The sequence below is a fragment of the Streptomyces sp. NPDC002680 genome (genome assembly GCF_042889145.1).
Lineage (GTDB): Bacteria > Actinomycetota > Actinomycetes > Streptomycetales > Streptomycetaceae > Streptomyces > Streptomyces adonidis.
This window is the reverse complement of record NZ_JBIAQP010000021.1, coordinates 220,125-244,492: the sequence shown is the minus strand read 5'-3', so window position 1 is coordinate 244,492 and position 24,368 is coordinate 220,125. Positions and strand designations below refer to the sequence as shown.

21 protein-coding genes are annotated in these 24,368 nt (G+C 71.1%); 14 read left to right on the top strand and 7 right to left on the bottom strand.

All coding sequences use genetic code 11. The features are described 5' to 3' along the window. The first annotated feature begins 81 nt into the window (after positions 1–81). Entirely contained in the window at positions 82–1,212 is a 1,131-nt protein-coding gene (locus tag ACFYXF_RS42180; RefSeq protein WP_389357811.1) for a glycosyltransferase family 4 protein, read from the top strand. A 12-nt stretch (positions 1,213–1,224) separates the two neighbouring features. Here ACFYXF_RS42180 and ACFYXF_RS42175 read toward each other — a convergent pair whose 3' ends face one another. The 3 genes from ACFYXF_RS42175 to ACFYXF_RS42165 form a co-directional block, all read right to left on the bottom strand. Next, positions 1,225–2,868, bottom strand: coding sequence for a PucR family transcriptional regulator (locus ACFYXF_RS42175; protein WP_389357809.1), 1,644 nt, complete (start codon positions 2,866–2,868; stop codon positions 1,225–1,227). Positions 2,869–2,934: 66 nt separating this feature from the next. Beyond that, positions 2,935–4,317, bottom strand: a complete 1,383-nt coding sequence (locus tag ACFYXF_RS42170; protein ID WP_389357807.1) for an FAD-binding oxidoreductase — start codon at positions 4,315–4,317, stop codon at positions 2,935–2,937. A gap of 125 nt (positions 4,318–4,442) precedes the next feature. Further along, complete coding sequence (locus tag ACFYXF_RS42165) at positions 4,443–6,245, bottom strand: glycoside hydrolase family 15 protein (RefSeq protein WP_389357854.1); 1,803 nt, start codon at positions 6,243–6,245, stop codon at positions 4,443–4,445. A 535-nt stretch (positions 6,246–6,780) separates the two neighbouring features. Between ACFYXF_RS42165 and ACFYXF_RS42160 the strand changes: the two genes are divergently transcribed. From ACFYXF_RS42160 to ACFYXF_RS42110, 11 genes are all read left to right on the top strand, one after another. Continuing rightward, a complete protein-coding gene (locus ACFYXF_RS42160) occupies positions 6,781–8,448 on the top strand; it encodes a CTP synthase (RefSeq protein ID WP_389357852.1) in 1,668 nt (555 codons plus the stop codon). Positions 8,449–8,540: 92 nt separating this feature from the next. Next, positions 8,541–9,170, top strand: coding sequence for an NUDIX domain-containing protein (locus ACFYXF_RS42155; RefSeq protein ID WP_389357805.1), 630 nt, complete (start codon positions 8,541–8,543; stop codon positions 9,168–9,170). Positions 9,171–9,341: 171 nt separating this feature from the next. Continuing rightward, a complete protein-coding gene (locus tag ACFYXF_RS42150) occupies positions 9,342–11,438 on the top strand; it encodes a tetratricopeptide repeat protein (RefSeq protein ID WP_389357803.1) in 2,097 nt (698 codons plus the stop codon). Between the two features lie 143 nt (positions 11,439–11,581). Continuing rightward, positions 11,582–12,697: an alanine dehydrogenase gene (gene ald / locus ACFYXF_RS42145; RefSeq protein ID WP_389357850.1), complete on the top strand. Its 1,116-nt coding sequence runs from the start codon at positions 11,582–11,584 to the stop codon at positions 12,695–12,697. A 447-nt stretch (positions 12,698–13,144) separates the two neighbouring features. Continuing rightward, positions 13,145–14,281 (top strand): ParA family protein, encoded by a 1,137-nt coding sequence (locus ACFYXF_RS42140; RefSeq protein ID WP_389357801.1) that lies wholly within the window; start codon positions 13,145–13,147, stop codon positions 14,279–14,281. Next, positions 14,266–14,862 carry a hypothetical protein gene (locus tag ACFYXF_RS42135; protein ID WP_389357799.1) on the top strand — a complete coding sequence of 199 codons (597 nt, stop codon included), beginning with the start codon at positions 14,266–14,268 and terminating at the stop codon, positions 14,860–14,862. Before ACFYXF_RS42140 ends, ACFYXF_RS42135 begins: the two co-directional genes overlap by 16 nt. Before the next feature lie 17 nt (positions 14,863–14,879). Beyond that, positions 14,880–15,953, top strand: coding sequence for a segregation and condensation protein A (locus ACFYXF_RS42130; protein WP_389357797.1), 1,074 nt, complete (start codon positions 14,880–14,882; stop codon positions 15,951–15,953). Then, the gene (gene scpB / locus ACFYXF_RS42125) at positions 15,950–16,600 is read left to right on the top strand and encodes an SMC-Scp complex subunit ScpB (protein ID WP_389357795.1); all 651 of its coding nucleotides are present in this window, start codon (positions 15,950–15,952) and stop codon (positions 16,598–16,600) included. The genes ACFYXF_RS42130 and scpB overlap by 4 nt, the downstream gene beginning before the upstream one ends. An 11-nt stretch (positions 16,601–16,611) precedes the next feature. Then, positions 16,612–17,736, top strand: coding sequence for a pseudouridine synthase (locus tag ACFYXF_RS42120; protein WP_389357793.1), 1,125 nt, complete (start codon positions 16,612–16,614; stop codon positions 17,734–17,736). A gap of 305 nt (positions 17,737–18,041) precedes the next feature. Then, positions 18,042–18,881, top strand: a complete 840-nt coding sequence (locus ACFYXF_RS42115; protein ID WP_389357791.1) for an NUDIX domain-containing protein — start codon at positions 18,042–18,044, stop codon at positions 18,879–18,881. Then, a complete protein-coding gene (locus ACFYXF_RS42110; protein ID WP_389357789.1) occupies positions 18,878–19,900 on the top strand; it encodes an ADP-ribosylglycohydrolase family protein in 1,023 nt (340 codons plus the stop codon). The genes ACFYXF_RS42115 and ACFYXF_RS42110 overlap by 4 nt, the downstream gene beginning before the upstream one ends. Positions 19,901–19,950: 50 nt before the next feature. Here ACFYXF_RS42110 and ACFYXF_RS42105 read toward each other — a convergent pair whose 3' ends face one another. From ACFYXF_RS42105 to ACFYXF_RS42090, 4 genes are read right to left on the bottom strand one after another with little or no spacing between them, the layout of a single operon-like run. Then, entirely contained in the window at positions 19,951–20,703 is a 753-nt protein-coding gene (locus ACFYXF_RS42105) for a DNA polymerase beta superfamily protein (RefSeq protein WP_389357787.1), read from the bottom strand. 22 nt (positions 20,704–20,725) lie between these two features. Continuing rightward, positions 20,726–21,136, bottom strand: coding sequence for a Rieske (2Fe-2S) protein (locus ACFYXF_RS42100; protein ID WP_369032931.1), 411 nt, complete (start codon positions 21,134–21,136; stop codon positions 20,726–20,728). After that, positions 21,133–21,717, bottom strand: a complete 585-nt coding sequence (locus ACFYXF_RS42095; protein WP_389357784.1) for a DUF6529 family protein — start codon at positions 21,715–21,717, stop codon at positions 21,133–21,135. The genes ACFYXF_RS42100 and ACFYXF_RS42095 overlap by 4 nt, the downstream gene beginning before the upstream one ends. Before the next feature lie 49 nt (positions 21,718–21,766). Beyond that, entirely contained in the window at positions 21,767–22,438 is a 672-nt protein-coding gene (locus tag ACFYXF_RS42090) for a hypothetical protein (protein ID WP_389357782.1), read from the bottom strand. A gap of 271 nt (positions 22,439–22,709) precedes the next feature. Between ACFYXF_RS42090 and aroH the strand changes: the two genes are divergently transcribed. Further along, positions 22,710–23,072 (top strand): chorismate mutase, encoded by a 363-nt coding sequence (gene aroH, locus ACFYXF_RS42085; RefSeq protein WP_389357780.1) that lies wholly within the window; start codon positions 22,710–22,712, stop codon positions 23,070–23,072. Next, entirely contained in the window at positions 23,069–24,154 is a 1,086-nt protein-coding gene (locus tag ACFYXF_RS42080) for a prephenate dehydrogenase (protein ID WP_389357778.1), read from the top strand. The genes aroH and ACFYXF_RS42080 overlap by 4 nt, the downstream gene beginning before the upstream one ends. Positions 24,155–24,368: the final 214 nt, after the last annotated feature.

Genomic DNA, 24,368 nt, shown 5'->3' with positions numbered 1-24,368 from the left:
CCTTCTGTACGTTTCTCCGTGTCGTTTCTCCAAGTCCCTTCTTCGTGACCGCCCGACGCCGAACCAGGAGCCCCCGGCCACGTGAGCCCCGTGACCAGCCACTCACCGCACGGCCAGTCGCCGCTGCGCACCGTCCAGGTGCTCGGCGGCGGCAACGCCGGCAGCAGCGCGCACGTGCGTTCGCTGGCCGCGGGGCTCGTCGCGAGAGGCGTGCGGGTCAGCGTGTGCGCCCCCTCCGACGCCGACAGCGCCTACGACTTCACGGGCGCCGGTGCCGAACACGTGCCCATCCCGCGCAGCAGCGACCCCGCCTCGGTGGCGGCGCTGCGCATGGCCTGTTCGAACGCCGACCTCGTGCACGCGCACGGGCTGCACGCCTCTTTCCGGGCCGCCCTCGCGCTCAGCGGGCGCCGCACCCCGCTCGTCGTCACGTGGCACAACCGCGCGTACGCCGAGGGACCGCGCGCCCAGCTGCTGAAGGTGCTGGAGCGGCGGGTCGTGAAGGCCGCCGCCGTCGTCCTCGGGACCTCCTCCGACCTCGTCGACCGGGCCAGGCGGCGCGGCGCCAGGGACGCCCGGCTGTCCGCCGTGGCGCTGCCCGCGCCGCCCGGGAGCACGGGGTGGGACGAGGCCGACCGGCTGAAGACCCGGGCCGAACTCGGCGCCACCGCCCGCCCGTTGCTCATGGCCGTCGGCTCCCTCGACCGGCACCGGGGGTACGACGTCCTGCTGGACGCCGTACAGGCGTGGAGCGGTCTCGATCCCGCGCCGCTCCTCGTGATCGCCGGGGAGGGGCCCCTGCGGGCGGAGTTGCAGGGCCGGATCGAGAACGAGGGGCTGCCGGTCCGGCTCATCGGGCGCCGTGACGACGTGAGCGAACTGCTCGTCGCCGCCGATCTCGCACTTCTGCCCAGCCGTTGGGAGTCGCGGTCCGTTCTCGCCCAGGAGGCCCTCCACGCGCGCGTACCGCTGATCGCGACCTCCGTGGGAGGCGTTCCGGAGCTGGTCGGGGAAGCGGCCGAACTCGTCCCGTACGGCGACGCGGCGGCCCTCGGCAGGGCCGTCGTACGGCTCCTCGGGGATCCGGAGCGCCAGGAACTCCTGCGTGAGCGGGGTGCGCGGCAGATCGCCACCTGGCCCACCGAGGACGAGACCGTCGCCCAAGTGCTGAGCGTCTACGACGAGTTCACCCAGCCCCGGCTGCTGTCCTAGGGGCAAGCCGGGTCAGGTCACGTGCCTGCGGGCCCGCAGCGCCAGGCTCAACGCCAGTACGGTCTGCGGGTCGTCCAGGTCCGTGCCCAGCAACTCCCCGATCCGCGCCAGGCGGTTGTAGAGCGTCTGGCGGTTGAGGTGCAGTTCACGGGCCGTCTCCGCCTTGCGGCCCGCGTGCGCCAGATAGGTCTCCAGGGTGGGCAGCAGCGGGGGCTTGGAGCGCTGGTCGTGGGTGCGCAGCGGGCCGATCGCGCGGTCCACGAAGGCCGCCAGGTCCGGCTGGTCGCGCAGCCGCCACAGCAACAGGTCGATGTCCAGGCGCCGGGCGTCGTACCAGGGGCGGTCCGGCAGCCCCTGGGCCGCCGTCGCCGTCTCCGCCGCGTGCCGCAGCCCCGCCGAGGCCGCCGCCCAGCCCCCGGCCACCCCGACCACGACGACCGGCGGCGGCGCGCCCGGGCGCTGCATCCCGGCGCGCTCCACACCGGCCCGCAGCGCCGTCGCGACCCGGTCGGCGACCGTCGGGCGCTCCGCCTCCGTGCGAAGGCCCACAAGCAGCGGTACGCGCCCTTCCACCGGCCGTACGCCCAGCAGCACCGGCACGCCCACCGACGCCAGCTCCTCCGCGACCGCGCGGGCCAGCACCGCCCAGCCGCCGCCCGGGGCCAGCGTGTCGCCGAGGCGCATCACCATGGGGAGCAGGGGCCCGGTGCCGGGCTTGAAGCCGAGGACGCGGGCCTGCGCGGGCGCGGCCTCCGCGTCGATACGGCCCTCCGCGAGGTCGGTGAGGAAGTCCCCGCGGCCACGCGCCGCCAGCTCCTCCTCCTGGCGGGCCTGCATCAGGACGACGGCCAGGATGCCCGCGGCCCGCTCGGCGGCGATGCGGTGCACGGGGGCGAGCGGTTCGAGGACGGGCAGCAGGACCAGCCGCGCGCGGACCGAGCCGGTGCCATGGCCGCCCCCGGGGACATCGACGAGCACGGAACCGGCGGACGGCGGCGCGTCCTTCTGCTGGGCGCGCAGGCCCTCCCACACCTGGAGCGGGTCGGCGCCCTCCGGGCCGGCCCCGGCGGCGTACAGGAGCTGGCCGTCCGGCGTCTCCAGGAACACCGGGTTGCCGCTGAAGTCGGCCAGGATGCCCAGGACCTGCGGAATGCCGCCACCGCCCAGCAGGGCCTCCGTACAGCGCCGGTGGACCTCCTCGGCCCGCTGGAGCAGCGCGTAGTGGCCGTTGACGATCTCGGTGTGGATCTCCTCGGTGACGGCCACGAACGGCACCTCGCGGTGCAGCTGCACCAGCGGCAGACCGGTCGAGCGGGCCGTCTCCACCAGGGCCGCGGGCAGCCGGGTGAAGCGGGGGCCCAGCTCCACGACGAGCGCCGCGATGCCCCGCTCGGCCAGGGTACGGACGAACGCGCGCTGCTCGGCCGGACGCGTGCCGAGCCCGTACCCGGTCGTCAGGAGCAGCTCGCCGCCCTTCAGCAGCGAGGCGATGTGCGGGACCTCGCCCGCGTGCACCCACCGCACGGTCCGCCCCAGCCGGTCGGCGCCCGCGAGGATCTCCGGCAGCCCACTGCGCAGCCCGGGCAGATCGAGGGCCCGCCGCACGGTGATCCCGGCGCCCTGGGTCTCCAAACGGCTGTCCGTACGGCTGTCCATGCAGCGGACGCTACCTGCACCTACGTACGGATGACGACCTGCCCATCAGCACCACCGGCGGCTTCCCTACGCCGGAACGATGTTGTGGTTGAAGCGGAACACGTTGTCCGGGTCGTACTGGCGCTTCACCGACGCCAGCCGGCGGGTGTTCTCGGCGCCCAGGCCCGCGATCACGCGCTCCGCGCCCTCGTCGCCGATGAAGTTGAGATAGACCGCGCCGGTGCTCCACGGCCGCACCTCGGCACGGACGTCACGGACCCACCGGATACAGCGTTCGTCGTCCGCCGCGTCCTCCCAGATGCCGAAGGGGTGCACGGCCCAGGGGGCGTCCCGGTAGGGGACGGGGTACTCGGCCGGGCCGTCGGCGACCGCGCCGCCCATGGGGAACAGCACGTGCGTGGTCGGTGTCGGGACCGGTACGGAGTTCCCGGCGGCGCAGAACGCGGCCACGAAGTCGTCGGGGGCGCCCGTCAGGTACTCGGCCGACCAGTAGTTCCGCATCCCGGGCGGGTCGTCGAGCATGCACTGCAGGTCGGCGTACGGGATCGCGGTCACGACCGCCGACTCGTGCGGCAGCGCGAGCAGCGGTTCGGCGAGCTTGCGCATGTCCTCCTCGGGGCCCGCGTACGTCAGCAGGGCGGCGCACAGCAACTGTCCGACCAGGTGCGGCGGTACGAACTCCTCGGGCGGGCCGGCGAGATAGATGACCGCGCCGCTCGCCTCGTCCGGGCCCGCCTCGATCACGTCGCGGTAGACGCGGGTCGCCTCCTGGCCGAACTCCGGGAGGTACAGCACCAGGGCCATGGAGACCGCGGGCAGTTCGTGCAGTCTCAGGGTCAGTGAGGTGGCGACGCCGAAGTTTCCGCCGCCGCCGTGCAGGGCCCAGAACAGGTCCGGGTTCTGCCCGGCGCTCGCGTGCACGGCGGTGCCGTCGGCGGTCACCAGGTCGACGCCGATGAGGTTGTCGACGGCGAGGCCGCATGAACGCTCCAGCCAGCCGCTGCCGCCGCCCAGTACGAAGCCGCCGACCCCGGTGGTGGAGACCCGGCCGCCGGTGGTCGCCAGCCCGTACGGCTGGGTCGCCCGGTCCAGGTGGCTCATCAGGGCGCCGCCCTGGACCCGTACCGACTGGGCAGCCTGGTAGACGGTCACCTCGTGCATCCGGCGCAGGTCGATCACCAGACCGCCGTCGTTCAGCGCCATGCCCGCGACGCTGTGGCCGCCGCCGCGGACCGCGATCTTCAGGTCCAGGTCACGGGCGAAGCGGACGGAACGGGCTACGTCGGCGTCGTCCGCGCACTGTGCGATCACGGCGGGGCGGCGGTCGATCATGGCGTTGTAGACGGTTCGGTTGTCGTCGTACCCGGGATCCCCCGGGGCGAAGACCTCGCCGGTCAGATCCTCGCGGAGCGCGGAGAGGGCTGCGCCCGCCTTTGAGGGGGAGGCCATGGCGGTCCCCTTCCGATAAGGGGCATTTAGTGCTCTCAGCCTATGCGCTTCACCACGAGGGCGCCGTTTTGACGTGCGGCGCCGTCGTGGCTGGTCGCGCCGTTCCCCGCGCCCCTTTGGGGCGCTCAGCCGCCGTAGGCCCCTGAAGCCGTCAGCCTCAGGGCCGTGTCGATCAATGGGACGTGGCTGAAGGCCTGGGGGAAGTTGCCCACCTGGCGCTTGAGGCGGGGGTCCCATTCCTCGGCCAGGAGGCCCAGGTCGTTGCGGAGGGCCAGGAGCTTCTCGAAGAGTTTGCGGGCCTCGTCGACGCGGCCGATCATCGCCAGGTCGTCCGCCATCCAGAACGAGCAGGCGAGGAACGCGCCCTCGTCGCCCGGCAGACCGTCGAGGTTCTCCTCGCCGCCCGAGGTCGGGTAGCGCAGGATGAAGCCGTCGGTCGTGGACAGTTCGCGCTGGATGGCCTCGATGGTGCCGATCACGCGCTTGTCGTCGGGCGGCAGGAAGCCCATCTGCGGGATGAGGAGCAGGCTCGCGTCCAGCTCCTTCGAGCCGTACGACTGTGTGAAGGTGTTGCGCTCCTTGTCGTAACCCTTCTCACACACGTCCCGGTGGATGTCGTCGCGCAGTTCGCGCCACTTCTCCAGCGGGCCGTCCGCGTCACCGGACTCGATGAGCTTGATCGTGCGGTCCACCGCGACCCAGGCCATGACCTTCGAGTGCACGAAGTGCCGGCGCGGACCGCGCACCTCCCAGATGCCCTCGTCGGGCTCGTCCCAGTGCTGCTCCAGGTACCGGATCAGCTTCAACTGGAGCAGCGAGGCGTAGTCGTTGCGGGCCAGACCCGTCATGTGCGCCAGGTGCAGGGCCTCGGTGACCTCGCCGTACACATCCAGCTGGAGCTGGTGCGCGGCGCCGTTGCCGACCCGGACGGGCCCAGAGTTCTCGTAGCCGGGCAGCCAGTCCAGCTCGGCCTCGCCCAACTCCCGTTCGCCCGCGATGCCGTACATGATCTGCAGGTTCTCGGGGTCGCCGGCGACCGCGCGCAGCAGCCACTCGCGCCAGGCGCGGGCCTCGTCGCGGTAGCCGGTGCGCAGCAGGGAGGAGAGGGTGATGGCCGCGTCGCGCAGCCAGGTGTAGCGGTAGTCCCAGTTGCGTACGCCCCCGATGTCCTCCGGGAGGGAGGTGGTGGGCGCGGCGACGATCCCGCCGGTCGGCGCGTACGTGAGTGCCTTCAGGGTGATGAGCGAGCGGACGACGGCCTCGCGATAGGGGCCGTGGTATGTGCACTGCTCGACCCACTCGCGCCAGAACTCCTCGGTGGCGTCGAGGGACTGCTCCGGCTCGGGCAGCGCGGGCGGCTGCTTGTGCGAGGGCTCCCAGGAGATGGTGAACGCGATGCGGTCACCCGGTGCCACCGTGAAGTCGGCGTACGTCGTCAGGGACTTGCCGTACGTCTCGGCCGTGGTGTCGAACCACACCGAGTCGGGGCCCGCGACGGCCACCGTCCGCCCCTCGTGCTTGTGCACCCACGGCACGACACGGCCGTACGAGAACCGCATGCGCAGGGCCGAGCGCATCGGCACCCGGCCGCTGACGCCCTCCACGATGCGGATCAGCTGGGGGGCGCCGTCACGAGGGGGCATGAAATCGGTCACTCTGACCGTGCCGCGCGGGGTGTCCCACTCTGATTCGAGGATCAGCGAGTCGCCCCGGTAGCGGCGGCGTGCCGCGGTGGGGGGTTCTGCGTCCGTCGCGTGCGCGGGGCCGAGGCGCCAGAAGCCGTGCTCCTCGGTGCCGAGCAGTCCCGCGAAGACGGCATGGGAGTCGAAGCGGGGCAGGCACAGCCAGTCGACTGTGCCGTCCCGGCAGACCAACGCGGCGGTCTGCATGTCTCCGATGAGTGCGTAGTCTTCGATGCGCCCGGCCACGTGCAACTCCAGTCGAACGGCCACGTCGCCCCCCGTAGAGAAGAAGAAGGGGGGTCTCGCTCTTGCGGTCAAGGGTTCGTTGTAAAGCGTCGTTGAGCGGTGGAGCAAACACCAATCGGTGCTCAACGGACTGACGAGCTCTCGTTGTTCCGGGGTTACGGGCGGGGGTGGTGCCGTGTTGCCGGTCGGGCTCGGCAGCGAGTGTCCGAGGAGCATACGACGCACTCAGATGATCCGCGTGCCGCTCTCGACAACCCGGGTCCGCTGAACGAGTGAAGCTCGGGTGAGCGGGCACGGTTTCGGGTGAGCGCTGGACTAGGTGATGGTGACTCGTGTACGGGATGTGTGTCCGGGTGTGCGCGGAGCGTGGCCGGAAGCCTTCTCCCCGGGTCGCTGATACCCTGGTAGCCCGTGGACCGGTGGGCACGAAACCCCCGAACCGCAGCGACGGCTCCTCCAGCGAAAACCCGGAAATCTCCGGGCCGGGTGGCCGTACCGCACCCCAGACCGCGACCACGGGAGCCCCGCCTTGGCCATGACACCCGCTGCTTTTCGAAACAGCAACGCCACGACGACCAAGCACATCTTCGTCACCGGGGGTGTCGCCTCCTCGCTCGGCAAGGGTCTGACGGCCTCCAGCCTCGGCATGCTTCTCAAGGCGCGCGGCCTGCGGGTCGTCATGCAGAAGCTCGACCCGTACCTGAACGTCGACCCGGGCACGATGAACCCCTTCCAGCACGGTGAGGTGTTCGTCACGCACGACGGCGCCGAGACCGACCTGGACATCGGCCACTACGAGCGCTTCCTCGACCGCGACCTCGACGGCTCGGCCAACGTCACCACCGGCCAGATCTACTCGACGGTGATCGCCAAGGAGCGGCGCGGCGAGTACCTGGGCGACACCGTCCAGGTCATCCCGCACATCACCAACGAGATCAAGCACCGCATCCGCCGTATGGCCACCGACGAGGTCGACGTCGTCATCACCGAGGTCGGCGGCACGGTCGGCGACATCGAGTCGCTGCCCTTCCTGGAGACCGTGCGCCAGGTCCGCCACGAGGTCGGCCGGGACAACGTGTTCGTGGTCCACATCTCGCTGCTGCCCTACATCGGCCCCTCCGGCGAGCTGAAGACCAAGCCGACCCAGCACTCGGTCGCGGCCCTGCGGAACATCGGTATCCAGCCGGACGCGATCGTGCTGCGCTGCGACCGCGAGGTCCCCACCGCGATCAAGCGCAAGATCTCCCTGATGTGCGACGTCGACGAGGCGGCCGTGGTGGCCTGCCCCGACGCCCGCTCGATCTACGACATCCCCAAGACCGTGCACCGCGAGGGCCTGGACGCCTATGTCGTCCGCAAGCTGGACCTGCCCTTCCGGGACGTGGACTGGACGACCTGGGACGACCTCCTGGACCGCGTCCACAACCCCGCCCACGAGATCAACCTGGCCCTGGTCGGCAAGTACATCGACCTGCCCGACGCCTATCTCTCGGTCACCGAGGCGCTGCGCGCGGGCGGATTCGCCAACCACGCGCGCGTGAAGATCAAGTGGGTCACCTCGGACGACTGCAAGACCCCGGCCGGCGCGAAGAAGCAGCTGGCGGACGTGGACGCGATCTGCATCCCGGGCGGCTTCGGCGACCGCGGTGTGTCCGGCAAGGTCGGCGCGATCCAGTACGCCCGCGAGCACAAGATCCCGCTGCTCGGACTGTGTCTCGGCCTCCAGTGCATCGTCATCGAGGCGGCCCGCAACCTGGCCGGCATCGAGGACGCCAACTCCACCGAGTTCGACGCCGCCACCGCCCACCCGGTCATCTCGACCATGGCCGAGCAGCTCGACATCGTCGCGGGCGACGGCGACATGGGCGGAACGATGCGCCTGGGCATGTACCCGGCCAAGCTCGCCGAGGGCTCCATCGTGCGCGAGGTGTACGACGGCAAGGAGTACGTCGAGGAGCGCCACCGCCACCGCTACGAGGTCAACAACTCCTACCGCGCCGAACTGGAGAAGAAGGCCGGCATCCAGTTCTCCGGCACCTCCCCGGACGGCAAGCTCGTGGAGTACGTCGAGTACCCGCGCGAGGTCCACCCCTACCTGGTGGCCACGCAGGCCCACCCGGAGCTGCGCTCCCGCCCGACCCGGCCCCACCCGCTCTTCGCGGGCCTCGTCAAGGCTGCCGTCGAGCGCAAGACGGCCAAGTAACCCGAGGACGGTACGGTGACCGGGGTGCGCGCCTTCTGGGGTGTGTGCCCCGGTTTCTTTGGTACGTGCGGGACGCGGGAGGACAAGTCGACATGACCACCATCAAGGACACTCCGGAGGAGTGGGAGATCCGGGCGACGGAGACCCCCTTCGTGGGCAACAAGACCTCCGTGCGCACCGACGAGGTGGTCATGCCCGACGGCTCGGTCGTGGGCCGCGACTACCAGGTCCACCCCGGCTCCGTGGGCGTCCTCGCCCTCGACGACGAGGGCCGGGTCCTGCTGATCCGCCAGTACCGCCACCCCGTCCGCCAGCGGATGTGGGAGATCCCGGCCGGCCTGCTCGACGTACCTGGCGAGAATCCGCTGCACGCCGCCCAGCGCGAGCTGTACGAGGAGGCGCACGTCAAGGCCGAGGACTGGCGGGTGCTGACCGACGTCTACCCCACGGCGGGCGGCTGCGACGAGGCCGTACGGATCTTCCTGGCCCGGAACCTGTCCGAGGCCGAGGGACAGCGCTTCGAGGTCGAGGACGAGGAGGCCGACATGGAGCACGCGCGCGTGCCCGTCGGTGAACTCGTCCGGGGCGTCCTCGCCGGCGAGCTGCACAACAACTGCCTTGTCGTCGGCCTCCTTTCGCTGGTCGCGGCCGAGCAGGACGACGGACTCGACGCGCTGCGCCCGGCCGAGGCGCCGTGGCCGGCCCGGCCCTTCGAGGCCTGAGGCACCGGTATGGGCCAACTGCCGACTCCGGTGTGACCATCGCCTGATCCGATCGGGCGACCTGCCCGTCGTGCTCCGCACAGATCGTCGCAGAGCGTGAACTAGGCTCTGGAAACGCCCGAACCGGAGTCCCGGCGGGCTTGCGCGTGCAGGTGGACGGGAGTGTGGCCCGTGGCGGATCAGGCGGTGGACACAGACGGCACGAAGCTGTCCGGAAACGATCGGCCGCACGCTCCCACGGTCAGTCAGTTCCTCGGCCGGACAAGAGAGTTGAAGGAACTGCGCGCCGACATCGAGCGCGCCGGACTCGACACCCTCGCGGGCCGGAAGGCCCCCCGCGCGCGCGTGCTGCTCATCGCGGGCAAGCCCGGCTCGGGCCGCAGCGCCCTCGCAGAGGAGCTGGCCCGGCAGGTCGCGGACAGTTACCCGGACGGCATCCTGCGCGCCCGCCTCACCGAGCCCGACGGCACCCCCGTACCGACCGAGCGCACCGCCCGCGAGCTGCTCACCGCCCTGGAGCTGCCCACCCCGCCCGGCGCCGACGAGGACGAGCTGTCCGAGGCGCTGCGCGACGCGCTGGCCGACCGGCGGATGCTGCTCCTGCTCGACGACGCGGCCGACGCCGAGCAGGTCGACGCGCTGCTGCCGGACAACCCCGACTGCCTCGCCGTCGCCGTCTCCGGCGGCCCGCTGACCGGGATCTCCGACGTCCGCCCGTGCACCCTGGGCGGCCTCGACACCAAGTCGGCCGTGGAACTGCTCGAACGCTTCACGGGGTCGGTGCGCATCACCGTGGACCCGCGCTCCGCCGAGGGACTCGCCGAGGTGTGCCAGGGGCAGCCCGCCGCGCTGATGCTGGCCGGCGGCTGGCTCGCGGCCCGGCCCAAGGCGGCCGTCTCCGACCTCGCCAAGCAACTCCACGCCGAGAGCGACGAGGGCACCGCCCTGAGCCGCGTCTTCCGCCTCGTGTACGCCTCGCTGCCCGCCCCGGCCGCCCGGATACTGCGACTGCTCGCGCTCGCCCCCGGCGGCCTGGTCGACCCGCAGACGGCCTCCGCGCTGGCCGGCTGCTCGGTCGGCGGCGCCCGCGCCACCCTGGACGACTTCGTCGCCCTGAGCCTCCTGACGGCCGTGGACTCGCCGCTGCCGCAGTACGAGGTCCCCGGCTGCCTGCTGCCCCTCCTGCGCCCCCTCGCGGAGTCCCAGGACCGCCCGGCCGAGTTGCAGCTGGCCCGCGCGCGGATGCTGGAGCGGACGGTACGGCTGCTGGTGTCCTGCCGGGCGATCACCGAGACCGACAGCCCGCTGGCCCGCGAGAAGCTCCTCGGCACGCCCGACTCGCTGCGCTTCCCGAACCCGAGGGCGGCGGCGGACTGGCTCACCATCCGCAGGCCCGCGCTGCTCGCCGCCGCCCAGATGGCCGTGGCCGACGGTGAGCTGGACACACTGGCCCGTCGCCTGATGTCCGCCCTGGTCAAGGCCATGGTCGCGCACATCGGCACCCAGGCCGCCGCGCCCGACCTGTACGGCGTCCACCGCCTCGTCCTCGACATCGCCGAACGCCGGAACCTGCCCCGCGAGCGGGCCGCCGCCCTGCTGAACCTCGCCGACCTGGACGCGCAGACCGGACGTACGAACGACGCGCTGGCCCGCTACCGGGCCGCCCTGGACGCCGGACGCGAGGCGAACGACCCGTACGCCACCGGGCGCGCGATGGAATCCGTAGGGGGCGCACACCAGGAACTCGGGGACTACGACCGCGCCGCCGACTGGTACGGGCGCGCGCTCGCCCAGCGCCTGGCGCGCGACGAGCGCGAGGACGCCGCCCGGCTGTACGGCCGTATCGCCACCGCGCACACCTACGCGGGCCGCTACGGCGAGGCGCTGCGCAACTGGCGTGCAGCGGTGGCCGGTTACCGCAAGAACGGCGATGTGGCCGCCCACGCGCGCGCGTTGAGCGAGCTGGCGCGGGTCCAGGAGTACGCGGGACGGCCCGAGGAGTCGCTGCGCACCTGCCAGGAGGCCGTGGAGTGGGCGCGGCGCGCCGACGACGTACGGCTGCAGGGAGCGCTCCAGCTGCGGCTGGCCGACACGCTGGAGCACCTCGGCGATCCGGCGGCGGCACGGCTGCACCGGGGCGCCGCGGAGCGGCTGCTGGGCGACGATCCGGAGGCCCAGGAGGGTGAGCCGGACCTCCCTGAGGGTGATCCGGACCCGGAACACGGTGCTAACACCTACGAAATCCGTAGTACATCAGTCGAAGATTGATGCATTGAAAGGCTAGACACCGAGAACGCCTTCATTAGACTGGCTCTACCGCGCCTTCTCCTGCGGTCTCCTGGTGTGCCCCCGCACGTCCGGGTATGTATTGCTATGCCCCCACACCCTCTGAGCCAAGGACCGTGATCGACGTGAAGGTCGGCATCCCCCGCGAGGTCAAGAACAACGAGTTCCGCGTGGCCATCACGCCCGCCGGAGTGCACGAACTGGTGCGCCACGGCCACCAGGTCGTCATCGAGCACGGCGCCGGCGTCGGCTCCTCGATCACGGACGACGAGTTCGTGGCCGCGGGCGCGCGGATCCTGCCCACGGCCGACGAGGTGTGGGCCACCGCGGACCTGCTGCTGAAGGTCAAGGAGCCCATCGCCGAGGAGTACCACCGCCTCCGCAAGGACCAGACGCTCTTCACGTACCTGCACCTGGCCGCGTCCAAGGCGTGCACGGACGCGCTCGTCGAGTCCGGCACCACGGCGATCGCCTACGAGACCGTCGAGCTGCCCGGTCGCGCCCTGCCGCTGCTCGCCCCGATGTCGGAGGTCGCCGGCCGGCTGGCCCCGCAGGTCGGCGCCTACCACCTGATGCGCTCGGTCGGCGGCCGTGGCGTGCTCCCCGGCGGCGTCCCCGGCACGCAGCCCGCGCGGGCCGTCGTCATCGGCGGCGGCGTCTCCGGCTGGAACGCCACGCAGATCGCCGTCGGCATGGGTTTCCACGTCACGCTGCTCGACCGCGACATCAACAAGCTGCGCGAGGCCGACAAGGTCTTCGGCACCAAGGTCCGGGCGATCATGTCCAACTCCTTCGAGCTGGAGAAGGCCGTCCTGGACGCCGACCTCGTCATCGGCGCCGTGCTGATCCCCGGCGCCAAGGCCCCGAAGCTGGTCACCAACGAACTCGTGTCGCGGATGAAGCCGGGCAGCGTGCTCGTCGACATCGCGATCGACCAGGGCGGCTGCTTCGAGGACTCGCGTCCCACGACCCACGCCGAACCGACCTTCTTGGTCCACGGATCGGTCTTCTACTGCGTCGCCAACATGCCCGGCGCGGTGCCCAACACCTCGACCTATGCGCTCACCAACGCGACTCTGCCGTACATCGTGGAACTCGCCGACCGCGGCTGGGTGGCGGCGCTGCGCCGCGATCCCGCGCTCGCCCGGGGCCTCAACACGCATGACGGCAAGGTCGTCTACCGCGAGGTCGCGGAGGCGCACGGGCTGGAGCACGTCGAGTTGGACTCGCTGCTCGGCTGATGGTGTCACCTGACGTTCCCGGCCGCCCAGCAGGGGCTCCCGGTCGACAAAAAGACCAAGTCATCAGCGGGTAAAAGGCGATACGTCAACAGGCATCGTCAACGCCCCACGCCCCGCCGGACCTTGCCCGACAAGGTCCGGCCGGATGTGTGTATGGTCACTTTGCGACACTCGTTCAACTCGCCTCGAACGTAACGCTTCAACCGATTCGCGCACCGGTGAAACCTGCCGTGCGACGGCCGTACGCCCTTGACAGAGGGATGTTTCATTGCCGACACATCGGGCCCGGTACGGCGGATTGTGTTGCTGCGAACGGCCGACACGCCATAGAGTCGCCAACCGTCGGCATGGTGCCACGCTGACCTATCGAGAAGTTACCTGGTCACCAAGGAGGTAAGACGACTTGTGAATGAGTCGACATTTACTCCCGGGGGTGGTCAACCAGGAATGCCGGCGCGGGGCTCGGGCCCCACGGGGCTCGCGGCTGTCGGCTCCGTCGCGGTCCGCACCTTCGCAGCCCACCAGGGTCACCCGATGCCGGTGGTGACTCAGCCCGCACACATGAGCATGGATGGCCATCACGTGAACGCCATGGCCGGCGACGGTAGTGGCGGGGTCCACAACCACTTCGCCGACTACGACGAACTGCCCGACGGGCACTTCTACGACCCCGACGCCGAGTACGAGCCCGATCCGGAGTACGCGGCCACGCTCGCGCCCGACGCGGCCCGTCAGCGCCGTGAGCGCATCGGTCCCACCGGACGCCCGCTGCCGTACTTCCCGATCCCGGGTCCGCTGACCAGTCACGGCCCCGCGACGATCGTCGCGATGTGCAACCAGAAGGGCGGCGTGGGCAAGACGACGTCGACCATCAACCTGGGTGCCGCGCTCGCGGAGTACGGACGCCGGGTCCTGCTGGTCGACTTCGACCCGCAGGGCGCCCTCTCCGTGGGCCTCGGTGTGAACCCGATGGAACTCGACCTGACGGTCTACAACCTGCTCATGGAGCGGGGGATGTCCGCGGACGAGGTCCTGCTGAAGACCGCGGTCCCGAACATGGACCTGCTGCCGAGCAACATCGACCTGTCGGCGGCCGAGGTGCAGCTGGTGTCGGAGGTCGCGCGCGAGTCGACGCTCCAGCGCGCCCTGAAGCCGCTCATGGCCGACTACGACTACATCGTGATCGACTGTCAGCCCTCGCTCGGCCTGCTCACCGTGAACGCCCTGACGGCGGCTCACAAGGTGATAGTGCCTCTGGAATGCGAGTTCTTCGCGCTGCGCGGTGTCGCGCTGCTCACGGAGACCATCGAGAAGGTCCAGGAGCGGCTGAACCCGGAGCTGGAGCTGGACGGGATCCTCGCCACGATGTACGACTCGCGCACGGTGCACAGCCGTGAGGTGCTCGCACGTGTCGTCGAGGCCTTCGACGACCACGTCTACCACACGGTCATCGGACGCACGGTCCGCTTCCCGGAGACCACGGTCGCCGGCGAACCGATCACCACGTACGCCTCCAACTCCGTCGGCGCCGCCGCTTATCGCCAGCTCGCCAGGGAGGTGCTCGCCCGGTGTCACGCCGAGTGAGTCTGCCGGGGGCCGACGAGCTGTTCCGTACCACCGGGGGCATGGCGCTCCAGTCGTCCACGCCCAGGCGCCAGGCCAACGGCGAGCCCCGTGTGCCGGCACCCGCCGGCGAGAGCGACGGGGCCGCCGCCACGGAGGACGCGCCGCACTCGGTGCCCGTCCAGGGCGGTGACGGCGACGGCGACGAGCATGTCGCCGCCGGCGCGGACTCGTCCGATGCCGGGGAGTCGCGCAGCCGGGGGGCCACCGCGGAGCGTTCGGCGCGGCGGCAGGGCGAGCAGGAAGGTTCTGCCTCCGGGCAGGGCCCGTCGCCGCAGTCGGTGTCGGCGTCCCGCAAGCGAAGCGGACGGGCCCCCTCGCGGCGCCCCAGCGGTCGCGAGCGGCACGACGAGAAGATCACGGTGTACGTCTCCGCCGAGGAGCTGATGGACCTGGAGCACGCCCGTCTGGTGCTCCGGGGCGAGCACGGGCTCGCGGTCGACCGCGGCCGGATCGTGCGCGAAGCGGTCGCGGTGGTGCTCGCCGATCTGGAGTCCCGTGGGGACGCGAGCATCCTCGTACGACGGTTGCGCGGGCGCTAGCGGTAGCCTGCGGGGCCATGACCTCGAACGACGCCCCCGCATCCGGCCCCGGCTCAGCCGGCCGTCGGCGTGTGCTGGGGCGGGGGCCGGGGGGCTCGCCGCCGGTTCCGGTCGAGGAGCCGGTGGAAGTCGTTCCGGTGGCCGAGGACGTACCGGAGCCCCCGGTTCCAGCAATGGAACCGGAAAGCGAGGCGGAACCCGCCCCGCTTGCGGAGGCCGCCCCTCCTGCTGCCGATGCCGATGCCGATGCCGCTCCGCCCGCCGAACCCGATGACGGGGTCTTCAGGATTCGGCTCGCCAACTTCGAGGGGCCGTTCGATCTCCTCCTCCAGCTGATCTCCAAGCACAAGCTCGACGTCACCGAGGTCGCCCTCTCCAAGGTGACCGACGAGTTCATGGCGCACATCAGGGCGATGGGCCCGGACTGGGATCTCGACCAGACGACCGAGTTCCTGGTCGTCGCGGCCACCCTGCTGGACCTGAAGGCCGCGCGGCTGCTGCCCTCCGCCGAGGTCGAGGACGAGGCCGACCTGGCCCTCCTTGAAGCCCGGGACCTGCTGTTCGCGCGGCTGCTCCAGTACCGCGCGTACAAACAGATCGCCGACATCTTCAGCCGCCGTCTCGACGACGAGGCCCGCCGCTACCCCCGTACCGTCGGACTCGAACCGCACCACGCCGAACTGCTGCCCGAGGTCGTCATCAGCATCGGGGCCGAGGGGTTCGCGAAGCTCGCCGTGAAGGCGATGCAGCCGAAGCCCAGGCCCCAGGTGTACGTCGACCACATCCACGCGCCTCTGGTGAGCGTCCAGGAGCAGGCCGGGATCGTGGTCGCCCGGCTGCGGGAGCTGGGCGAGGCCACCTTCCAGGAGCTGGTCGAGGACACCGACGACACGCTGACCGTCGTCGCGCGCTTCCTGGCCCTGCTGGAGCTGTACCGGGAGAAGGCCGTCGCCCTGGACCAGGAGACCGCCCTGGGGGAGCTGGTGGTGCGCTGGACGGGCGGGGAGGGCGATCAGGAGCCGACGGTCACCGACGAGTTCGACCGGCCGCCAGAGGTGCCGGAAGAGAAGGCGAAGGAGGAGAAGGCGTGAGCGAGGAGACCACCGAGGTGCCGGCCGGGCTGCGGACCGTCGCCGATCTCGATCTCGGGCCCGCCCTGGAGGCCGTCCTCATGGTCGTGGACGAACCCGCGACCGAGGAGCACCTCGCGAAGATACTGCAGCGGCCCCGGCGGCAGATCGCGGACGCCCTGCGCGCGCTGGCCGACGACTACACCGTCCAGGGGCGCGGTTTCGAGCTGCGGATGGTCGCCGGGGGCTGGCGTTTCTACTCCCGGCCCGAGTACGCGGCGGCCGTCGAGGGCTTCGTTCTGGACGGTCAGCAGGCGCGGCTCACCCAGGCGGCGCTGGAGACGCTCGCGGTCGTCGCGTACCGCCAGCCGGTCAGCCGCAGCCGGGTCTCGGCCGTCCGCGGAGTCAACTGCGACGGGGTCATGCGGACCCTGTTGCAGCGCGGTCTGGTCCAGGAGGCGGGCACGGAACCCGAAACAGGTGCGATCCTGTACACGACGACGAACTACTTTCTGGAGCGAATGGGCCTGCGAGGCCTGGACGAGCTCCCGGAGCTCGCGCCCTTCCTTCCGGAGGCGGACGCGATCGAGGCCGAGACGCAGGAAGGTGTTCCGTCGTTCGATCCGGACGCTCCTGATGCTCCGGGTACAGACGACGCAGACGACTAGACGGAAATTTGATGCGAAGCAGCAGCGGCAGGAACAGCAGCGGAAACAACGGCGGGAGCCGTGGTGGCAACAGCGGCGGCCGCGGCGGGAGCAGCGGGGGTCGCGGTAACTACCGCGGCGCCGGCAACGACCGCGACGACAAGCAGGCCGGGCGGCCGAAGAAGCCCCGCCCCGAGGAGCGGCGCTACGACGTGGGACCGGCCGCGACCCCGGACGGTCCGAAGTCCGGGCGCGGTGCCTCCGCGCGCGGGGGTGCCAAGGGCGGACCCAAGCAGGGCCAGGGCAGCACCGGGCGGGGCCGCTGGGCCCCGGCGACCTCCCGTGAGTACGACGCGCGGGCCGAGGAGCGCAACCGGGAGCGGTACGCCGGTAAGAAGGACGTCAAACTGCCCAAGACGTTCCCGGGCGCCGAGCAGGAGGGCGAGCGGCTCCAGAAGATCCTCGCGCGCGCGGGCTACGGTTCCCGGCGGGCCTGCGAGGAGCTGATCGAGCAGTCCCGCGTCGAGGTCAACGGCGAGATCGTGGTGGAGCAGGGGCTGCGCGTCGACCCCGAGCACGACGAGATCAAGGTCGACGGGCTGACGGTGGCCACGCAGTCGTACCAGTTCTTCTCGCTGAACAAGCCCGCGGGCGTCGTCTCCACGATGGAGGACAACGAGGGCCGGCAGTGCCTCGGCGACTACGTGACGAACCGCGAGACGCGGCTCTTCCACGTCGGACGGCTCGACACCGAGACCGAGGGCGTCATCCTGCTCACCAACCACGGTGAGCTGGCGCACCGGCTGACCCACCCCAAGTACGGCGTGAAGAAGGTCTACCTCGCGCACATCGTGGGCCCGATCCCGCGCGACCTGGGCAAGCAGCTCAAGGAGGGCATCCAGCTGGAGGACGGGTACGCGCGTGCGGACCACTTCCGGGTGGTCGAGCAGACCGGCAAGAACTACCTCGTCGAGGTCACCCTCCACGAGGGCCGCAAGCACATCGTGCGCCGCATGCTCGCGGAGGCCGGCTTCCCGGTCGACAAGCTGGTGCGGGTCGCCTTCGGTCCGATCACCCTGGGCGATCAGAAGTCGGGCTGGCTGCGCCGGCTGTCCAACACCGAGGTCGGCATGCTGATGAAGGAAGTCGATCTCTAGCAGTGCCGAGCGCCTCCTGAGCGCTTCTTGCTTTCGTCGGCCGGTTCCGGAGTTCTCCGGGGCCGGCCGCCTGTGTTTCTCGGGAGGGCCGTCGGCGGGCTCCTGGGCGCGCTGGAGAGGATTTGGTGCCCCTCCGGGTCTCTTCGGGTCTCGTGGCTCCTCCCGGGCGCCTGAGAGGCCGCTGAGGGGCTTTTGGCGTATGGGAGTCGTCAAGAAGCTTGTGCGGGGTGGCCGCGCTCTTTATAGTCGGTATGACTATTGGTCACGGTGACCATAAAGGGCGACGGTGAAGGGGGTGGGCGGGCATGACCGCACCTGTGAACGGAACGGCGCGGGGCCGGGCCCCCGAGGGATACGACAAGTACGCCTTCGAACCCTTCGCCGTCACCGTCGATCTGGCCGTCCTCACCCTCCGCGCGGGCGCGCTGCACGTGCTGCTCGTCGAGCGCGGCCACGAGCCGTACGCCGGACGCTGGGCGCTGCCCGGGGGTTTCGTCCTGCCCGACGAGTCCGCGGAGACGGCGGCCAGGCGCGAACTCGCCGAGGAGACCGGCCTGTCGGACGTGTCCGGGCTGCACCTGGAGCAGCTGCGCACCTACAGCGAGCCCGACCGCGACCCGAGAATGCGGGTCGTGTCCGTGGCCTTCGCCGCGCTGCTGCCGCACGCGCCCGAACCGCACGGCGGCGGGGACGCGGCGCAGGCCCAATGGCTGCGGTACAACGCGCTCGGGCCGCTCGCCTTCGACCACGACAGCATCCTGGCCGACGCACACGACCGGGTCGGCGCCAAGCTGGAGTACTCCTGCATCGCGACCGCGTTCTGCCCGCCCGAGTTCACCCTCGGCGAGCTGCGGCAGGTCTACGAGACCGTGTGGGGCACCGCACTCGACCCGCCCAACTTCCGCCGCAAGGTGCTCGCCACGCCGGGCTTCGTCGAACCGGTACCGGGCGCCGCACGTCTCACCGGCGGCCGGGGCAAACCCGCCGCGCTGTACCGCGCGGGCACCGCGGCCACTCTGCACCCGCCGCTGCTGCGCCCGACGACGTCGGTGTCGCCCGCCTCGCCTCCGTCGTCCCCTTCGCCCTCCTCAGAACCGTCTCCCTCGTCACCGTCACCGACGTCACCGGAAGGACGCCCCGAATGACCACCACGACCGTCAGGAAGCGTGCCGCGAGCGGGGCGTTGATCGGGCTCGCGCTCGGCGACGCCCTGGGCTTCCCGACCGAGTTCAGCGACATCCCGTCCATCCTCGCCAAGTGCGGTCCATGGCGGCAGATGGAGCTGCCCACGCCCGCGATCGTCACCGACGACACGCAGATGACGCTGGCGCTCGCGCACGGTCTGCGCGCGGCGACGGACCGGGGGCTGCTCACCCCGGCGGGGATGGAACGGCCGGTGCGCGAGGAGTTCGTGAAGTGGTTCCGGTCGCCGGACAACAACCGGGCGCCGGGCCACACCTGCCTGGTCGCCTGCAACCTGCTGGAGAAGGAGCGGCTGCCCTGGCAGGAGGCCAGCCAGATCGGTTCGAAGGGCTGCGGCGCCAACATGCGTGTGGCGCCCCTGGGTCTGCTCCCGGGCCTGAGCGAGGAACAGCGCGCGGGCGCCGCCCAGTTGCAGGCGGCCCTCACCCACGGCCACCCGACGGCCCTGGCCGCGTCCGACCTCACCGCGCACGCCGTACGGCTGCTCGCGCAGGGCGCCGACCCGGCCGTACTGGTGACCCTCCTGCGTACGTACGCGCACGAGAGCCGCAGCCACTACTACCACCGCTGGCTGGGCGACCTCTGGACGCACGGCCACGATGCGAGCCCCGAGGAGTTCATCGCCCGCGGCTGGGACGAGTGCCTGGCGATCCTGGACCGGCTCCAGCGCGCCGTCCGCACCGTCTCGCCCGAGGACGACCCCTGCCTCGCCACCGGCGCCGGCTGGACCGCCGAGGAGGCGCTGGCCACCGGCCTGCTGTGCTTCCTGCTCTTCCCCGGCGAGCCCCTCACGGCCCTGCGCCGCGCCGCCTGCACCTCCGGCGACTCGGACTCGATCGCCTGCCTGACCGGAGCGTTCGCCGGTGCCTGGCACGGCACCGACGCGTGGCCCACGCGGTGGGCGGACCGGATCGAGTACGGGGGTGACCTGCAGACGCTCGGGGCCCTCTGGGACAGCTGAACACTGGGGGCTGCGCCCCCAGGCCCCCTTCGGTCTGAACGGCCTCGTCCTCAGGCGCCGGACGGGCTGGATTGCCCCAGGGCCGATGCGCGGCGCGTGCGGACCAGGAAGCCCTCCACTCGTCGTCGGTCCGGTTCCTCCGGGAGCGGGCTGTGGTGGGACGCCTGTTCCGCCTCCGCCGCCAGGCGGGTCATCCGGGACTCGATCTCCGGCCACGGCACCTCGCCCCGCTTCACCTCCAGCAGCCGCTCGCGCTCGTCGCCGACGTCGATCGTCAGCGTGCCCGCGCGCAGCAGGTCGCGGCAGCTCGTCAGGAGGCGCAGCAGGTGCATCGCGTGCTTCCAGCGCGGGGCGCCGTGGATGCGGACGTCCGCCTCCAGCTTCTTGTGCTGGCCGAGTGCGTAGCGCGCGAACGTCTCGTGCGCCTGGCGGGAGAGGAACGCCCCGCGCAGGGCCAGGAGTTCGCGGCCGGTGTCGTCGGCGTACTCGACGAGCGGGGAGTGGAGGCACTCCAGGATGTTCGGGTTGGCGCGCAGAGCCAGTGTGCAGAAGCGTTCCAGCTCCCAGCTGAACTGCTCCTCCGCGGGGCCCTCCACATGCGTGGGCGGCTTCTCGAAGCGCCAGAACAGGGGAGTGGGCGCGAGGAACACTCCGCGCCGGTCCGTGTCGCTGCCGTCCGTCGCCAGGCCGAAGGCGCGCGAGCCCATCACACAGGCGTAGATCGTGTGGTCGCGTACGAGGGCTTCGGAGGCCGCAGGGGTCTCGGGTGCTTCGAGGGCTTCGGGGGCGGAATGCGGGCGCATTCCGGGAGCGTACGCGCGGAGCTCATGCCAGGCGGATCGAATTTCCCGTGACCGTGATCTTCTTCTCGGCCAGCGGCTGCGTCGCCGGGGGGTTGGCCACCGAGCCGTCCGTGATGCTGAACTTGCTGCCGTGGCAGGTGCAGTTGATCGTGCCGTCCGAGACGTTCGCCACCGGGCACTTCTGATGCGTACAGATCGAGGTGAACGCCTTGAACTCGCCGTCCTTCGGCTGGGTCACCACGACCTGCTCGTCCTTGAAGATCTTGCCGCCGCCGACCGGGATGTCGGCCGTCGTGGTCAGCTCCTGGCCAGGGGTCCCGGCGGAGGTCTCGTCGGAGGACGATGATTCGTCGCCGTACTCGCTGCATCCCGCCGTGAGCGCCGCCGCGCCTGTCGCGAGGAGGACCGTGCGTCGCGTCGGGCCTTGCGTCATGTCGTCACTCCGAAAGTGCGGAAGAACCATAGGGCGGAAGTGAGCCAGACGATCGTCAGGACGGTGAAGACCAGTCCGCCGACGACCGGCAGCAGCCAGCCGGGCAGTCGATCCCAGCGAAGCAGCAGCATCTTTGCACTGAAAGCACCGAAGAAGAAGCAACCCAGGAGGGAGTGCCACATCACACGTGAATCGTATGTTTGATATCCGAAAGCGTACAGACAGTGCACCGCCACCGGGACCGCTGTCAGGAACGCGATCCGGCCCGACCAGCGGTGCAGCGTTCCCGACCAGCTCGGGCCCGGCAGCTTCCCGTACACCATGGCCGCCGACACGACCTGGACGAGCGCGAAGCCGAAGGCCGCCGTCGCGAGCCAGGACTTCACCGCGCCCGTGCTGCTGAACCCGGCCAGGTTGAAGGCGGTGCCCTCCGGGTCGTGGACCTTGCCGTACACGCCCAGGGCCAGCGCCACGGCTGCGGCGACGAGTGCCGGGACGAGATAGCGGGCCGCGCTCGGGCCGCCGGGGGCAGGCGGGCGCGGCGGGAAGCTCTGGGTGGCGGCGTTCGGGTCCACGGTCATGTTCGGCTCCCTGTCCCTGTACCTGTCCCTGGTGGCTTGAGGCGGTGCTTCACGGGGTGACCGGGCGGGCCGTCAGCCGCTCGCCGTCGATCGTCACCGCGCCGGTCTCCGGGTCGATCCGGGGCGCGGGGGAGGGCTTGCCGTTGCGGTTGACGATGCCGACCTGGTCCCCGGTGGACAGCACGATCCAGCCGCCGTCGATCTCTGCGTTCCGCACGGTCGCGGTCGCCCGGTAGAGCCCGGACGGTTTGACCGCCTTGTCGGCGGTGAAGGCGTAGTGCCCGCCCTCGATGTCGACCGTGCCGCGGATGCTCTTGCCCTTGAGGGTGCCGTTCAGTACGGAGCCGCCCTTGCCGGTGAGCTTCATGGAACCGTCGGCCTCGACATCGCCCTTCAGCCACGACTCCTTGTCGTGGCCGTCGCAGAAGTACGCGATCGCCCTGCCGTCGCGCAGCGAGACCGACACCGCGGAGGAGTCGTCGTCCGTACGGCCCGCGTAGTCGGCGTTCGGTACGGGGTTCCTGGTGGGTGACGGGGACGGGGTCGGCGATGGGGACGCCTTCGTCTTCGTCGGTGCCGGGGACGGTGACACCTTGTCTGCGGGTGTGTCCGCCTGGGACGTGGACGCGGGCTTCGTCCCTGTCGTCGCGTTGAGCGACAGCATGAACAGGGCCAACAACAGTCCCGCGAGCAGTGTGAAAAGCGGTCCGGTGCGCTTCATCGGGCCTCCCCCGAGGCGAGCTTCCTGCCATGAGAGCGGACCCGCGCCCCCGCGTCCAGAGCGCGTGGGCGTGTTCGCACGCCAACTCGCGGATTGGGGCGAATCGGGTGACATTGGCAGGGCCCCGTGCGCGTTGTGCCGCGCGTCTCAGGGGGCGGGCGCCGAACGTCCGCCGCGCGCGGGCTGACTAGGCTGGATGCGCCAAGAGCCGATACGTGGATCCGAATACGTGCATCAGCTTCGAATACGTACATCAGCAAGGAGCATCACCGTGGCGGTACGAGCGGTCCGGGGCGCCGTCCAACTGGATCGGGACGAGGCCGGGCACATGGACGAGCGGGTCAGCGAGCTGCTCACCGCGGTCCTGGAGCGCAACAGCCTCACCGCGGACGACCTGATCAGCGTCTGGTTCACGGCCACGCCCGACCTGCACAGCGACTTCCCGGCCGCCGCGGCCCGCAAGCTCGGCATCGTCGACGTACCGCTGATCTGCGCCCAGGAACTGGACATCGAGGGCGCGATGCCGCGCGTCGTCCGGATCCTCGCCCACATCGAGTCCGACCTGCCCCGCGCCGACGTCGCGCACGTCTACCTCGGTGCCGCGGCGGCCCTGCGCAAGGACATCGCCCAGTGAGAACCGCACTCGTCATCGGCACCGGCCTCATCGGTACGTCCGCCGCGCTCGCCCTCGTCTCGCGCGGCGTCGTCGTCCACCTCGCCGACCACGACCCCGAGCAGGCCCGTACGGCAGCCGCCCTGGGCGCCGGTACGGACGAGCCGCCGGAGGGCCCGGTCGACCTCGCGATCGTCGCCGCGCCGCCCGCGCACGTCGCCGGTGCCCTCGCCGACGCGATGCGCCGGGGTGTCGCGCGCGGCTACCTCGACGTGGCCAGCGTCAAGGGTGGACCGCGCCGCGAGCTGGAGGCGCTGGGCCTCGACCTGTCCGCGTACATCGGCTCGCACCCCATGTCGGGCCGCGAGAAGTCGGGCCCGCTGGCCGCGACCGGCGATCTCTTCGAGGGCCGCCCCTGGGTGCTGACGCCGACCCGCGACACGGACACCGAGGTTCTCAACCTCGCTCTGGAGCTGGTCTCGCACTGTCGTGCGGTTCCCGTCGTGATGGACGCGGACGCCCACGACCGGGCCGTGGCTCTCGTCTCCCACATGCCCCACCTGGTCTCCAGCATGGTCGCCGCGCGGCTGGAGAACGCGGAGGAGGCCGCCGTACGGCTGTGCGGGCAGGGCATCCGGGACGTGACCCGGATCGCCGCGTCCGACCCCGGCATGTGGATCGACATCCTCTCCGCCAACCCCGGGCCGGTCGCCGATCTCCTCACGGACGTCGCCGCCGACCTGGAGGAGACCGTCCAGGCCCTGCGCTCCCTCCAGTCCTCCGACGAGTCGAAGCGCCGCGCGGGCGTGACCGGGGTCGAGGACGTGCTGCGGCGCGGGAACGCGGGGCAGGTGCGGGTGCCGGGCAAGCACGGGTCCGCTCCGCGGGCCTACGAGGTGGTTGCCGTGCTGATCGACGACCAGCCCGGGCAGCTGGCTCGGATCTTCGCCGATGCGGGGCAGGCGGGGGTCAATATCGAGGATGTGCGGATCGAGCATGCGACGGGGCAGCAGGCGGGGCTTGTGCAGTTGATGGTGGAGCCGAAGGCTGCGCCTGTGTTGTCGGCGTCGCTGCGGGAGCGAGGGTGGGCTATTCGGCAGTAGGGGGTGGGCCGCCGTTGCTGGGGGCTCCGCCCCCAGACCCCCGATCGGCCCTGAAGGGGCCTCGTCCTCAAACGCCGGACGGGCTGGGAATGTCCGGGCCGGCGTTGAAGAGGCACCGTACGGGCTGAAGGGCGTGCGGCCGGACGAGTGACCCGCACCCAGTAACCTTGTCCGGGGCACCAACCGCCCCCACCCCACCACCCCGGACCAGGAA

Coding starts and splice junctions, on each gene's coding strand:
- ACFYXF_RS42110 (WP_389357789.1), top strand. CDS start 18,878: ATGACCACCACGACCGTCAGGAAGCGTGCCGCGAGCGGGGCGTTGATC.
- ACFYXF_RS42100 (WP_369032931.1), bottom strand. CDS start 21,136: ATGACGCAAGGCCCGACGCGACGCACGGTCCTCCTCGCGACAGGCGCG.
- ACFYXF_RS42115 (WP_389357791.1), top strand. CDS start 18,042: ATGACCGCACCTGTGAACGGAACGGCGCGGGGCCGGGCCCCCGAGGGA.
- ACFYXF_RS42105 (WP_389357787.1), bottom strand. CDS start 20,703: ATGCGCCCGCATTCCGCCCCCGAAGCCCTCGAAGCACCCGAGACCCCT.
- ACFYXF_RS42155 (WP_389357805.1), top strand. CDS start 8,541: ATGACCACCATCAAGGACACTCCGGAGGAGTGGGAGATCCGGGCGACG.
- ACFYXF_RS42090 (WP_389357782.1), bottom strand. CDS start 22,438: ATGAAGCGCACCGGACCGCTTTTCACACTGCTCGCGGGACTGTTGTTG.
- ACFYXF_RS42160 (WP_389357852.1), top strand. CDS start 6,781: ATGACACCCGCTGCTTTTCGAAACAGCAACGCCACGACGACCAAGCAC.
- ACFYXF_RS42175 (WP_389357809.1), bottom strand. CDS start 2,868: ATGGACAGCCGTACGGACAGCCGTTTGGAGACCCAGGGCGCCGGGATC.
- ACFYXF_RS42120 (WP_389357793.1), top strand. CDS start 16,612: ATGCGAAGCAGCAGCGGCAGGAACAGCAGCGGAAACAACGGCGGGAGC.
- ACFYXF_RS42170 (WP_389357807.1), bottom strand. CDS start 4,317: ATGGCCTCCCCCTCAAAGGCGGGCGCAGCCCTCTCCGCGCTCCGCGAG.
- ACFYXF_RS42095 (WP_389357784.1), bottom strand. CDS start 21,717: ATGACCGTGGACCCGAACGCCGCCACCCAGAGCTTCCCGCCGCGCCCG.
- ACFYXF_RS42130 (WP_389357797.1), top strand. CDS start 14,880: ATGACCTCGAACGACGCCCCCGCATCCGGCCCCGGCTCAGCCGGCCGT.
- ACFYXF_RS42140 (WP_389357801.1), top strand. CDS start 13,145: ATGCCGGCGCGGGGCTCGGGCCCCACGGGGCTCGCGGCTGTCGGCTCC.